This is a genomic window from Nesterenkonia aethiopica (assembly GCF_039534665.1).
Taxonomy (GTDB): domain Bacteria; phylum Actinomycetota; class Actinomycetes; order Actinomycetales; family Micrococcaceae; genus Nesterenkonia; species Nesterenkonia aethiopica.
Map to the genome: position 1 here is coordinate 177,140 of NZ_BAAAVT010000004.1, position 12,538 is coordinate 189,677.

11 protein-coding genes are annotated in these 12,538 nt (G+C 69.9%); 9 read left to right on the plus strand and 2 right to left on the minus strand.

Annotation, left to right across the window (positions count from 1 at the left end; genetic code table 11):
- Positions 1 to 200: 200 nt before the first annotated feature.
- Positions 201 to 665 carry a D-aminoacyl-tRNA deacylase gene (dtd, locus tag ABD658_RS04190; RefSeq protein ID WP_344685576.1) on the plus strand — a complete coding sequence of 155 codons (465 nt, stop codon included), beginning with the start codon at positions 201 to 203 and terminating at the stop codon, positions 663 to 665.
- Positions 666 to 822: 157 nt separating this feature from the next.
- Here the strand turns inward: dtd and aspS are convergent, their stop codons facing one another.
- Positions 823 to 2,634 (minus strand): aspartate--tRNA ligase, encoded by a 1,812-nt coding sequence (aspS, locus tag ABD658_RS04195; protein WP_344685578.1) that lies wholly within the window; start codon positions 2,632 to 2,634, stop codon positions 823 to 825.
- A 162-nt stretch (positions 2,635 to 2,796) separates the two neighbouring features.
- Positions 2,797 to 4,122, minus strand: coding sequence for a histidine--tRNA ligase (hisS, locus tag ABD658_RS04200; protein ID WP_311024210.1), 1,326 nt, complete (start codon positions 4,120 to 4,122; stop codon positions 2,797 to 2,799).
- A 100-nt stretch (positions 4,123 to 4,222) separates the two neighbouring features.
- On the opposite strand from hisS, the gene ABD658_RS04205 reads away from it, so the two are divergent.
- The 8 genes from ABD658_RS04205 to nusB all read left to right on the plus strand — a co-directional run bounded on the left by ABD658_RS04205 (position 4,223) and on the right by nusB (position 12,502).
- Positions 4,223 to 5,692 (plus strand): DUF349 domain-containing protein, encoded by a 1,470-nt coding sequence (locus ABD658_RS04205; RefSeq protein WP_344685582.1) that lies wholly within the window; start codon positions 4,223 to 4,225, stop codon positions 5,690 to 5,692.
- Between the two features lie 90 nt (positions 5,693 to 5,782).
- Positions 5,783 to 7,324 (plus strand): endolytic transglycosylase MltG, encoded by a 1,542-nt coding sequence (mltG, locus tag ABD658_RS04210; RefSeq protein WP_344685584.1) that lies wholly within the window; start codon positions 5,783 to 5,785, stop codon positions 7,322 to 7,324.
- On the plus strand, positions 7,321 to 8,229 hold the full coding sequence (locus ABD658_RS04215) for a shikimate dehydrogenase (protein ID WP_344685586.1): 909 nt from the start codon (positions 7,321 to 7,323) through the stop codon (positions 8,227 to 8,229). Before mltG ends, ABD658_RS04215 begins: the two co-directional genes overlap by 4 nt.
- A gap of 144 nt (positions 8,230 to 8,373) precedes the next feature.
- A complete protein-coding gene (gene aroC / locus ABD658_RS04220; RefSeq protein WP_344743928.1) occupies positions 8,374 to 9,618 on the plus strand; it encodes a chorismate synthase in 1,245 nt (414 codons plus the stop codon).
- Between the two features lie 16 nt (positions 9,619 to 9,634).
- The gene (locus ABD658_RS04225) at positions 9,635 to 10,171 is read left to right on the plus strand and encodes a shikimate kinase (protein WP_344685588.1); all 537 of its coding nucleotides are present in this window, start codon (positions 9,635 to 9,637) and stop codon (positions 10,169 to 10,171) included.
- Positions 10,172 to 10,198: 27 nt separating this feature from the next.
- The gene (gene aroB, locus ABD658_RS04230) at positions 10,199 to 11,446 is read left to right on the plus strand and encodes a 3-dehydroquinate synthase (RefSeq protein WP_344685590.1); all 1,248 of its coding nucleotides are present in this window, start codon (positions 10,199 to 10,201) and stop codon (positions 11,444 to 11,446) included.
- A gap of 78 nt (positions 11,447 to 11,524) precedes the next feature.
- Entirely contained in the window at positions 11,525 to 12,088 is a 564-nt protein-coding gene (gene efp / locus ABD658_RS04235) for an elongation factor P (RefSeq protein WP_311024217.1), read from the plus strand.
- Between the two features lie 3 nt (positions 12,089 to 12,091).
- Positions 12,092 to 12,502: a transcription antitermination factor NusB gene (nusB, locus tag ABD658_RS04240; RefSeq protein ID WP_311024218.1), complete on the plus strand. Its 411-nt coding sequence runs from the start codon at positions 12,092 to 12,094 to the stop codon at positions 12,500 to 12,502.
- Positions 12,503 to 12,538: the final 36 nt, after the last annotated feature.

Here is a 12,538-nt window from a genome sequence, read left to right on the forward strand (position 1 = left end):
GCCCTCCTCCTGGTGGGATGCGGCCGAGAACAGATCGCCGGTCAGAGGGTCGGTCACCGGAGCTCCTCGTAGACATGTTCGAATCGGTCGGATCCACTCTACCGTCGTGACGGCCCGGGCAGGCACTGCCGCGGCGCGCCCGCCCCGATGCGCCCTGATATACCCCGTACAACCTCGGCGCAGGTGCCAGAATGGTGTCCATGCGTGCCGTGATCCAGCGAGTCTCCCGTGCCCAGGTCCGCGCCCGAGATGCCGAGGGCGGTGAGCATGTCGACGGGTTCGACGGACAGGGTCTGGTGGTCCTCCTCGGCGTCACCCATGACGACACCGATCACCAGGCTCGCCTGCTCGCGGAGAAGACCTGGCGGCTGCGCCTCCTGGACCAGGAGCTCTCCGCCGAACAGGCACAGGCCCCCGTGCTGGCGGTCAGTCAGTTCACCCTCTACGGGGACGCCAGGAAGGGGCGACGGCCCTCATGGAGCAGCGCCGCCCCGGCGGCGGTGGGCGAGCCCCTCTATGAGCGCTATGTCCACCATCTGCGGGCTCTGGGCGCCGTCGTGCACACCGGGATCTTCGGAGCCCACATGGAGCTGGAACTCGTCAACGACGGCCCCGTCACACTGCTGCTCGACACTGAGGAGCTGGAGCGACCCCGACGCAGCTGACCGCAGTTCAGCCCGCGCACTCGCGCGGATCCTTCACACGGGGACCTGGACACGGGGACCTGCACAGCATCAGGCCCGGCCGGAGCAGACTGCGGCCGGGCCTGATGTCATGCTGTCGCCAGAGGACAGGCGGACGCAGGAAGGGTCATGTCTTGGGTCAGGACGCCGCCTCCACCGTCTGCTTCGGGGTGCCGTCCGATGCCCCGTCCTTCGGCTCGGGACGAGCGTCGACTCCGGCCTCCTTGCGCTGCTGGGCAGTGATCGGCGCCGGTGCGGCGGTCAGCGGGTCGAAGCCGCCGCCGGACTTCGGGAAGGCTATGACCTCGCGGATCGAGTCCTCACCGGTCAGCAGGGCCACGACGCGGTCCCAGCCGAAGGCGATCCCCCCGTGCGGAGGCGCACCGAACTTGAAGGCGTCCAGCAGGAAACCGAACTTCTCCCGGGCCTCCTCCTCGGCGATGCCCATCACGGCGAAGATCCGCTCCTGCATCTCGCGACGGTGCACACGGATGGAGCCGCCGCCGATCTCGTTGCCGTTGCAGACCAGGTCGTAGGCGTAGGCCAGCGCCTGACCGGGGTCCTGGTCGAAGGTCTCGGCGAACTCCGGCTTCGGGGCGGTGAAGGCGTGGTGGACTGCGGTCCAGGCGCCGGAGCCGACGGCCACGTCGCCTGCCGCGGTGGCCTCGGCGGCGGGTTCGAACATGGGGGCGTCGACGACCCACACGAAGGACCAGGCGTCGTGGTCGATCAGGCCGGTGCGCTCGGCGATCTCTACGCGAGCCGCTCCCAACAGGGCGCGGGAGGTCTTGACCTCTCCGGCGGCGAAGAAGATGCAGTCGCCGGGCTTCGCGCCCACCGCCTCGACGAGGCCGGCGCGCTCCTGGTCGGAGAGGTTCTTCGCCACCGGGCCTCCCAGTTCTCCGTCCTCCGAGACGAGCACGTAGGCCAGACCCTTGGCCCCGCGCTGCTTGGCCCATTCCTGCCAGGCATCGAGGGTGCGGCGCGGCTGGTCGGCACCGCCGGGCATCACGACCGCGCCCACATAGGGGGCCCGGAACACCCGGAACGGCGTCTCCGCGAAGTAGTCGGTCAGCTCCACGAGCTCCAGGCCGAAGCGCAGGTCCGGCTTGTCGGTGCCGTAGCGCGCCATCGCCTCCCGATAGGTGATCCGCGGCAGGGGAGCCTGAAGCTCGACGTCGATGAGGCGCCACAGCCGCCGCATCAGGTCCTCCGTCAGCGCGATGATGTCCTCCTGGTCCACGAAGCTGGCCTCGATGTCCAGCTGGGTGAACTCCGGCTGACGGTCGGCGCGGAAGTCCTCGTCCCGGTAGCAGCGGGCGATCTGGTAGTACTTCTCGAAACCGCCGACCTGCAGCAGCTGCTTGAACAGCTGCGGCGATTGCGGCAGTGCGTACCAGGAGCCGGGGGCCAGGCGGGCGGGGACCAGGAAGTCGCGCGCACCCTCCGGCGTCGACCGGGTCAGCGTCGGCGTCTCGATCTCGGTGAAGTCCTGCGTGTGCAGGAACTCCCGGGCCACACGGTTGGCCTCCGAGCGCAGCCGCAGGGCACGCTGCGGTGCCTCGCGGCGCAGATCGAGATAGCGATGCCGCAGGCGCGCCTCCTCACCGACCTCCACGTGCTCGTCCACCTGGAACGGCAGCGGGTCGGCGGTGTTCAGCACCGTGACCTCGTCCGCGATGACCTCCACCTCGCCGGAAGCCAGGTTCGGGTTCTCGTTGCCCTCCGGGCGGCGCCCGACCGTCCCCCGGATCTGCAGGACGAATTCATTGCGCAGCGGGGCGAAGTCCTCCTCGTCCCGCACGACGACCTGGGCGACGCCGGAGGCGTCCCGCAGGTCGAGGAACGCCACGCCCCCGTGGTCGCGACGGCGGGCGACCCAGCCCGTCAGCGTGACAGTCTGTCCGATGTGCTCGGCGCGGAGTGCGCCGTTGTGGTGTGTGCGAAGCACGATGTCCTCCCTGGAGGGCCCGCTGTCGGTCCGGGTTCTGCCGGCCGACCTCGGTGCTGCCTCTGTCCTGGGGCCTGATGGGCCGATGTCTGTAGCTGTCTGGATGTGTGCTGATGTCGTCGTGTGCTCTGCTGCGCCGACACGGAGCGTCGGCGACCGGGGTCAGCCCGCGGGAACCACCCGCGGGGACAGATCCTCCTGCGGCGGCGTCCAGGTCTGCGGATCGGCCGAGACCTGGTCCCCGGACCGGATGTCCTTGACCTCGTGGCGACCGTCCTCGTCGGTGAACCAGACGAAGGGGATGCCGCGTCGATCCGCGTGACGGATCTGCTTGCCGAACTTCTCGGCCCGCAGCGCCACCTCCACGTTGATCCCGCGTCCCCGGAGCGTGTCGGCGACGTCTTGGGCGGATCCCCAGTCCTCGTCTGTGCGCAAGGCGATGTAGACCACGCTGGGGACCGAGCGACTGGCGGTCAGGTGTCCCTGAGCCAGCAGGCGCGAGAGCAGGCGGGTCACGCCGATGGACAGCCCGACCCCCGGGAAGGTGCGCTTCCCCTTGGAGGCCAGGGACTCGTAGCGGCCGCCGGAGCAGACAGACCCGAGAGACTCATGACCGACCAGGACGGTCTCGTAGACAGTCCCTGTGTAGTAGTCCAGCCCGCGGGCGATGGACAGGTCGGCCACGGCCCGCCCGGGGACGCGGCGCTGAAGCTCGCCCATGACCTCGGCGAGCTCGGTCAGGCCGGCCTCCAGCAGCTCGTGCTCCCCGCCGAGAGCCCGGACCTGGTCCACGAAGCTGAGGTCCTCGGTCCGGATCTGTGCCAGCGCCAGCGCCTTCTGCGCCTGCTCCTCCGTCGCGCCGGCCGTCTCAGCCAGCTCGGCGGCGACCTTCTCCGGGCCGATCTTCTCGAGCTTGTCGATGGCACGCAGCACCGCGGCCGTGTCCTCCAGGCCGATCGCGAGGTAGAACCCCTCGGAGAGCTTGCGGTTGTTGATCCGCATCCGGAAGTCGCCGATCGGCAGCGACTCCAGCGCGCGCGCCATCACCACAGCCAGCTCGACGTCGCAGCGGAAGGGCAGCGAGCCGTCACCGACGATGTCGATGTCTGCCTGGGTGAACTCGCGGGACCGGCCCTCCTGAGGGCGTTCTCCGCGCCAGACCTTCTGGATCTGGTAGCGACGGAAGGGAAAGGAGAGATGGCCGGCATTCTCCACCACATACCGGGCGAAGGGCACCGTGAGGTCGAAGTGCAGTGCGAGGCGAGCCTCGGCGTCCTCGTCGGCCTGCAGCCGCGAGACGCCGTAGATCTCCTTGTCGATCTCTCCCTTCTGCAGCAAGGTGTCCACCGTCTCCACGGCTCGGGACTCGATGGAGACGAACCCGTGCCGCTCGAAGACCTCCCGCAGGGTGTCGAGCACATGGAGCTCCACCAGACGCTCGTCGGGGAGCCACTCGGTGAAGCCGGAGAGGGACGTTGTGCGTGCCATGCGGGGTGGGCGCTCCTCACTGGAGGTGACGGGGTCGACAGACCGGTCCATCATAGCGGCCGCGTCGCAGGTCGTGTGCGGTGCCGGTAGGGTGGTGGCCATGAGTCCCGCAGTCAGACCCGGACACCACGAGACCACTCTCGACGAGGCGCGGCAGATGGCCCGCGTCGACGACGACGGCCACGTCTACGCGAAGGCGCCGACGGCGTCGGGCGCGCCCGCACCTTCCGCCGCGCAGGATGCGTCCTCGGCCCAGACACCCGCGCCGACGCCTGAGGCCGAGCAGGTTCCTGCCACTGAGCAGGCAGGGCCCGCAGATCAGGCAGGGGCAGTCGCCCCCCGGGAGCAGTCGGAGCAGCCGGAGGAGATCCGGAGCACCGCGCAGCCGGCCGCCGATGAGGTCTACGTCGGCCAGTACCCCGGCGCGACGCCGGAGGAGGCTCTGCAGTACTTCACCCGGAAGTTCGACGACCTCTTTGACCGCGCGCTGCTGCTCAAGGCCCGGGTCGAGGCGTCCGCCGACGGGGCCAAGGCCCTCCGGGAGAGCCGGGAGGCGCTCCTCGCGGAGCTCGACGGCGGAGCCTGGGTGGGCGACGTGGCCGCTCTGCGCGGCATGCTGGACGAGCTGGCCCACGGCATCGAGGCCCTGGCGACACGGGAGAAGGAGCAGGCCGAGCAGGCTGTGGCCGAGCACCTTCAGGTTCGGGAGGGGATCGTGGCGGAGGCGGAGGCGATCGCCGCCACCGATCCTGCCGCCCAGCATTGGAAGTCGGCCCAGCAGCGCATGAGCGAGCTCTTCGAGGCGTGGAAGGCGGAGCAGAAGAAGCCGCCGCGCCTGACCAAGGGTCAGGAGGACCCCTATTGGAAGCGGTTCCGGGCCGCACGGAGCGCATTCGACAAGGAGCGTCGGACGTTCTTCAGTCGCCGGGACAAGGAGCACTCTGAGGTCAAGCGCATCAAGGAGGAGCTGATCGCCCGCGCCGAGGAGCTCCAGCACAGCACGGACTTCGGACCCACCACGAAGGCCTACCACCGCCTCATGGACGAATGGAAGGCGGCAGGCCGAGGTGCACGCCGCAGCGACGACGCCCAGTGGGCGCGTTTCCGGAAGGCGCAGGACGTCTTCTTCGCTGCGCGGGACGCGGCCAACGCCGAGATCGACGCTGAGTACCAGGCGAACCTGGAGGTCAAGGAGCAGCTCCTGAAGGAGCTGGAGGCGCTGATGCCGTTCACCGCCCCCGAGACGATCCGCGACCGGTACCACGCGCTGCTCGAGCGCTGGGATGCGGCTGGGCGAGTGCCCCGGGGCGACGTCAAGCGGATGGAAGGGGCTCTGAAGCGGGTCCAGGACGCCTTCCGGGAGGCCGAGGAGGCCCATTGGCGGCGCACGGATCCCGAGACGGTGGCGCGCCAGAATTCGATGCTGAACCAGCTCGACGAGACCATCGCCGGCCTGGAGCAGGAGCTCGAGCGGGCGCGTGCCCACGGCGACGCCCGGACCATCGCCGAGGCTGAGGAGGCTCTGGAGGCCCGCCGCAGCTGGCGTCGGATGATCGAGGAATCGGCCTGATCCTCCGGTCCGCCGGCCTCCCGGAACTCGGATCACGAATAGATTACAATCGCATCGACATGTGCCGCCGACACCAGTGAGGACCCCCGCGTGAGCGATGACATGCCGCATCAGGCGGGCTCCCGCCGGCGCCGCCGTGAGATCCGCGAGGCCCGGGAGCGTGCCAGGGCTGAGGAGGAGAGGCAGGCCGCGGAGGCGACGCCTTCGGGGCGGGTTCCCTTCGAGCAGGCCATCGGAGCGGCGGGCGCCACCGCGGGGGAGGGCGTATCGGAGGCACCTCGCGCGGCGACCTCCGGAGAGGCCGAGTCTGTCCAGGACGCGCGCGTCGCCCCAGTGTCTCCGGCCGAGGACATCCTCGGCCCGGAGGGGCACGTGCTGGAGGAGCACGTGGAGCACGATGCGGACGGCGCACCGCTGCTGATCACGTCCTCCAGCTACGGGCGGGGATATCAGACGGTGACGCCGCTCGACACGGGCACCAGCCGAGAGATCCTCACGCGGCGTCGCGAACGTCGGCGTCGCCGCAACCTCACGCTCGGACTCGTGTTCGGAGGCTTCGCCGCACTGGTGGTCATCTTCGCCGTGGTCTTCAACGCGGTGTTCGGGGGGCTGCTCTCCGGCCCCGAGGACTACGAGACCCAAGCCGGTGACACGGTCACGTTCGAGGTGAACCCGGGCGAGGGCTGGGAGGTCGTCGGCCGACGGCTCGCCGAGGAGGGGATCATCGCCAGCCAGGAGGCGCTGCGCGACGCGCTGCGCAATGCGGACGATCTCGGAGTCCTCCAGGCCGGGGAGTTCGAGGTCCGGGAGGAGATGCCGGCCGCCGATGCGGTCAGCGCGTTGACGCCGGATCGTGAGGCCCAAGGGGTCGTCTGGATCAACGCCGGTTGGCGGATTGATGAGGTCTTCTCTGCGGTCGCCGAGGCCACCGGGATCCCCGAGGCCGACTTCCGTGAGGCCGCCGAGGATCCCGCCGACTTCGGTCTGCCCGAGGAGGCGGAGACCCTGGAGGGCTATCTGGCGGTCGGCGAGTACCGCTTCAGTGTGGAGGAGGACCCGGAACCTGCCGAGGTCCTGCAGTCGATGGTGGACCGGACGTTCGAGGAGTTCGAGGATGCCGGCATCACCGACGAGGACGAGCAGTGGCGAGCGGTCATCATCGCCTCACTCATCACCGGGGAGGCCAACCATTCCGAGCCGGAGGACTACCGGGTGATCGCCAGTGCGATCGAGAACCGGCTGGACCCGGACAACACGGAGACCGGAGGCCTGCTGCAGATCGATGCAGCCGTGAACTACGGCCTCGGCCTGTCCGGCGACCTGCACTTCCCGGAGTCTGAGCGGCTGAACCCGGAGAACGAGTACAACACCTACGTGCACGAGGGACTGCCGCCCGGCCCCATCGCCGCGCCGACGCCCGGCACGCTGGAGGCCGCCGTCGACCCGGCCGAGACCGACTACTACTACTGGGTCACCGTAAACGTCGAGACCGGCGAGACCCGCTTCAACGAGACCTACGCGGAGCATCTGGAGGATGTCGCGGTGTTCAACGACTACTGCGAAGACAACCCCGGGGTCTGCAGCCCGGCCGAGGAGGAGGCCGCAGAGGCCGAGGTGGAGGAGGGCGAATGAGTCGGCCCCGCGCCGCGGTGCTGGGGCACCCCATCGGCCATTCCCTCTCTCCGGCGCTGCATGGTGCCGCCTACGCGATGCTGGGAGCGGACATCATCTACTCGCGCCGCGATGTCGACGTCGCCGAGCTCCCCGACTTCCTGGCGGGGGAAGGGGCGCAGCGCGGCTGGGTCGGGTGGTCGGTGACAATGCCCCTAAAATCTGCCATGGTGCCGCATATGGACAGCCTCTCTCCCCGAGTGGAGACCCTGGGGGTGCTGAACACGGTGGTCCACGGTCCAGATGGCCTGGCCGGCGACAACACCGACGTGGACGGAATCGTGGCCGCGCTCGAGGAGGCCGGGCTCCAGAAGGCCGGGCTCCCGACGGCGGAGACGGAGCGTCCGCCCACCGAGGGGACGCAGGGCCGGTTCGGCGTCATCGGGGCGGGCTCGACGGCGGCGGCCGCGCTGGCCGCTGCCGCCGAGCTGGGCTTCACCGAGGTGTGCGCCTACGCCCGCTCCCCGGAGCGGGCCGTCTCGCTCGAGCCCGTGGCTGAGACCCTGGGGATCCGTCTCCGGACGGCGACCCTCGAGGCGCTCACCCGTGACGTCGCCGGCGACGAGCTCGGTGCAGTGGTCTCCACCCTGCCTCCGCGGGCGGCGGACGGCCTCGCCGCGCAGGTGCCCCGTCTGAGACGTCGCCTGCCGCTGCTCGACGTCGCCTACGACCCCTGGCCCTCCGCGCTGGCGGACGCCTGGGAGCGGGCCGGTGGCCACGTGGTCTCCGGGCTGGCCATGCTGCTCCACCAGGCGGTGGAACAGGTCCACCGATTCACCGCAGGCACCGCGCGCCCGGCGGCGGAGCTGTCGTCGGCGGAGCACGAGCAGATGGTCGCCCGCATGCGGTCGGTGCTGCCCGGCTGATCGATAGGGAAGGTGCCCGCGGGGCTTCCTGCACGTCCCTCCGGGGCCCACCAGAGGCCCTCCAGAGGCCCGCCAGGCGTCCACCAGGCGGAATCGTGCCTGACGACGCCGCCGTGCGCCCTGCGACATGGCATCATGGAGGCCATGTTGCGCTGGCTGACCTCCGGAGAATCACACGGCCGTTCCCTCGTCGGCATCATCGAGGGCCTTCCCGCCGGGGTGCGGCTGACCACCGAGGCGGTCCAGGATGCCCTGGCGCGCCGTCGTCTCGGCTACGGGCGCGGAGCCCGGATGAAGTTCGAGAAGGACGAGGTCAGGCTGCTGGCCGGAGTCCGGCACGGTCTGACCATCGGCGCGCCGGTGACGATCGAGGTGGGCAACACCGAGTGGCCGAAGTGGGAGAAGGTCATGTCGGCCGACCCGATCGATCCCCATGAGCTCGAAGGGCTCGCCCGCAACGCCCCATTGACGCGTCCGCGTCCCGGGCACGCCGACTACACCGGCATGCAGAAGTACGGCTTCGACGAGGCCCGTCCGGTCCTGGAGCGCGCCTCGGCGCGCGAGACCGCCACCCGTGTGGCCCTGGGGGCCGTCGCCCAGTCCTTCCTGGACGACCTGGGCATCACCACGGTCTCCCACACCACGGCCATCGGAACCGTGGAGATCCCGGAAGAGGTCGAGACGCCGTCGGCGCACGACGTCGAGCGTCTGGACGCCGATCCGCTGCGCTGCACCGATCCGGCCACCAGCGAGCGGATGGTCGCGGAGGTGGACGACGCTCACAAGGCGGGCGAGACCCTCGGCGGCGTGGTCGAGGTCGTCGTCGACGGCCTGCCTCCCGGGCTCGGGTCCTACGTCCACTGGGACCGGCGCCTCGACGCCCGGCTCGCCGGTGCGCTGATGGGCATCCAAGCGATCAAGGGGGTGGAGGTCGGTGATGGCTTCCGCACGGCGCGGCGGCGCGGCTCCCAGGCGCATGACGAGATCGAGCCCGCCGGCTCCGCGGTGCGCCGCGCCACCAACCGGGCGGGAGGCATCGAAGGGGGTATGAGCATCGGCACCCCGCTGCGGGTGCGGGCCGCGATGAAGCCCATCGCCACGGTGCCGCGGGCCCTGCGCACCGTGGACACGGCGACCGGCGAGCCGACCACCGCCCACCACCAGCGCTCGGACGTCTGCGCCGTCCCGGCCGCCGGCGTGGTGGCCGAGGCGATGGTCTCCCTGGTGATCGCCCAGGCCGTGCTGGAGAAGTTCGGCGGCGACAGCCTCGCAGAGGTGCGGCGGAACCTGGAGTCCTACCTCTCCGGGCTCCCGGAGCTCGGCTCCGACCCGCAGCGTGCCGGCACCGACGGCGATCCGCTGCAGGCGCCTGCCGCGATGCAGGACTGACAGCGGGGCGAGACTGATGGTGGGAACTGGACGCACCCAGGATCTGGCGCGCAACATCGTGCTCATCGGGCCGATGGGCTCCGGCAAGTCCACGGTGGGATCGGCGCTGGCCCGTCGGCTGGGCCGGCCGCACGTCGACACTGACCATTTCTTCGTCGCACGTCATGGCAGCATCGCCGAGTACTTCACCACGCACGGCGAGGAGGCCTTCCGCGCGGAGGAGGAGAAGGTGGTCGCCGAACTGCTGGACTCGCCGCGCCCGTCCGTCATCAGCCTCGGCGGCGGCTCGATCCTCAGCCCGCGGACCCGTGAGACGCTGAGCAGTCAGCTGGTCGTGATGCTTGACCTCACCGAGCAGCAGGCGCGGCAGCGTCTCGGCGACGGCTCCACACGCCCGGTCCTCGGGGACGACCCGGTGTCCTCCTGGCTTCGGATCTACGCGGAGCGTGAGGCCCTGTATCGTGAATGCGCGGACGTCGTCGTTCCGCCTGCCGAGGGGACGATCGACGAGCGAGTCGATACCATCGTCTCGGCACTCCGTGCCGTCCACTGACACACCCCGAGGAGAAGACCTCACTCCATGAGTCCGCAGGCAGACCCAGCGCCCGAGAACACTGCACCCGAGAACCCCGCCCCCGAGAGCGCCTCATCTGAGCGTGCCTCCCTCGAGAGCACCACGCCCGACGGCGGCCCCGCGACGGGCGCTGAGCCCACGGTCATCACCGTCGGCGAGGGCCGCGGCACAGGTGGCCAGGAGCTCGGCTACGACGTCGTCATCGGCAACGGCCTGCTCGGGCGCCTGCCGCAGATGATCGGAGCCCAGGCCGAGCGTGTGCTCGTCATCCACCCCCGCGCGCTGCGCGCCACCGGCGACGTCGTCCGCGAGGACCTGGAGAACGCCGGCTACAAGGCGGTGGTCGCAGAGATCCCGGACGCGGAGGAGGGCAAGCACATCCAGGTGGCCGCCTTCTGCTGGCAGGTCCTGGGCCAGAACGACTTCACGCGCTCCGACGCCGTGGTCGCCGTCGGTGGGGGAGCGGTGACCGATGTCGCGGGCTTCGTGGCCGCCACCTGGCTGCGCGGGGTGCGAGTGGTCCACATGCCCACTACGCTGCTGGCCATGGTCGATGCCGCCGTCGGGGGCAAGACCGGCATCAACACCTCCGAAGGCAAGAACCTGGTGGGCGCGTTCCACCAGCCCGCCGCAGTGCTGGCTGACCTGGACACCCTGCTCACGCTGCCGCGCAACGAGCTCGTCGCCGGTCTCGCCGAGGTGGTCAAATGCGGCTTCATAGCTGACGAGAAGATCCTGGAGATCATCGAATCGTCGCCCGAACAGGCACAGAATCCGCATTCGCATCAGCTGCGTGAGCTCATCGAGCGGGCCATCCGGGTCAAAGCTTCGGTGGTCGGCCAGGACCCGAAGGAGTCCGGGCTGCGCGAGTCGCTGAACTACGGGCACACCCTGGCCCACGCCATCGAGCTGGCCGAGCGCTACCAGTGGCGCCACGGGGCGGCGGTCTCGGTGGGCATGGTCTTCGCCGCGGAGCTGGCTCGCAGCCTGGGGCGTCTGGACGACGCCACAGCCGACCGCCACCGGTCGGTGCTGACGTCTCTGGGCCTGCCGGTGACCTACCGGGACGACCGCTGGAACCAGCTGCTCGAAGGCATCCGCCGGGACAAGAAGAACCGCGGCGATCAGCTGCGGTTCGTGCTCCTGGCAGGGCAGGGTCAGCCCGCCACCGTGGAGATCCCCGACGCCTCGATCCTCTTCGCGACGTACCAGGAGATCGCGGAGTCGGACGAGGGCACCACGGTCTCCCTGTAGAATCGACAACCGCGCACAGCCGTGCCGTGTGCCGACCGGCGCGCGGACACCCGCATCCGATGTGAAGAAGGGCAATCAGTGGCCACCTCCAACGACATCAAGAACGGTTCCGTCCTCAAGCTCGAGGGCCAGCTCTGGAACACCCTGGAGTTCCAGCACGTCAAGCCCGGCAAGGGCGGAGCGTTCATCCGGACCAAGCTGAAGAACATCACCTCCGGCAAGGTCGTGGACAAGACCTTCAACGCCGGTGCCAAGGTGGAGTTCGCCACGGTGGACCGCACCAACTACCAGTACCTCTACGCCGACGGCGACGACTACGTGTTCATGGACCTGCGGGACTATGACCAGATCACCGTTCCGGGCTCCGTCGTCGGGGATGCCGCGAACTTCCTGCTGGAATCCCAGGAGGTCAGCATCGCGCTGCACGAAGGCACGCCGCTGTACCTGGAGATGCCGCCGTCGGTGGTCCTGGAGATCACCTACACGGAGCCGGGCCTGCAGGGCGACCGCTCCTCGGCCGGGACCAAGTCCGCCACCCTGGAGACCGGCCACGAGATCCAGGTGCCGCTCTTCGTCGACCAGGGCACGAAGGTCAAGGTGGACACACGGTCCTCCGAGTACCTCGGCCGTGTGACGGACTGACCCGTGGCCCGTCGAAGCAAGGCGCGCCGCCGTGCGTTGGAGGTCCTCTTCGAGGCGGAGCAGCGTGGAGCCGAGCCGCTCGAAGTCCTCCGGGTCCGCCGGGAGAAGGCCGATCTCGTGGTCGATGACTACGTCGTCACTGTCCTCGACGGCGTCGTCTCCCACCGCGAGCGGATCGACGAGCTGCTGACCACCTACTCCCGGGGCTGGAGCCTGGAGCGCATGCCGCGCGTGGACCTGATGGCGCTGCGCATCGGCGCCTGGGAGCTGCTCTACAACGACGACATCCCCGACGGCGTCGCCGTCGCCGAGGCCGTGGCCATGGTGCGGGAACTCTCCACGGATGAGTCCCCGCCCTTCGTCAACGGAGTCTTGGGGCGCCTGCAGAAGCTCAAGCCGACCCTTCTGGACTGACTCTGCTCCCGGTTCCGCGGAGCGTCACCGGGGAGA

Bases quoted from the DNA above. Each gene is read 5' to 3' on its own strand.
- aroC (WP_344743928.1), top strand. From the start codon at position 8,374: ATGTTGCGCTGGCTGACCTCCGGAGAATCACACGGCCGTTCCCTCGTC.
- hisS (WP_311024210.1), bottom strand. From the start codon at position 4,122: ATGGCACGCACAACGTCCCTCTCCGGCTTCACCGAGTGGCTCCCCGAC.
- ABD658_RS04215 (WP_344685586.1), top strand. From the start codon at position 7,321: ATGAGTCGGCCCCGCGCCGCGGTGCTGGGGCACCCCATCGGCCATTCC.
- dtd (WP_344685576.1), top strand. From the start codon at position 201: ATGCGTGCCGTGATCCAGCGAGTCTCCCGTGCCCAGGTCCGCGCCCGA.
- aroB (WP_344685590.1), top strand. From the start codon at position 10,199: ATGAGTCCGCAGGCAGACCCAGCGCCCGAGAACACTGCACCCGAGAAC.
- ABD658_RS04225 (WP_344685588.1), top strand. From the start codon at position 9,635: ATGGTGGGAACTGGACGCACCCAGGATCTGGCGCGCAACATCGTGCTC.
- ABD658_RS04205 (WP_344685582.1), top strand. From the start codon at position 4,223: ATGAGTCCCGCAGTCAGACCCGGACACCACGAGACCACTCTCGACGAG.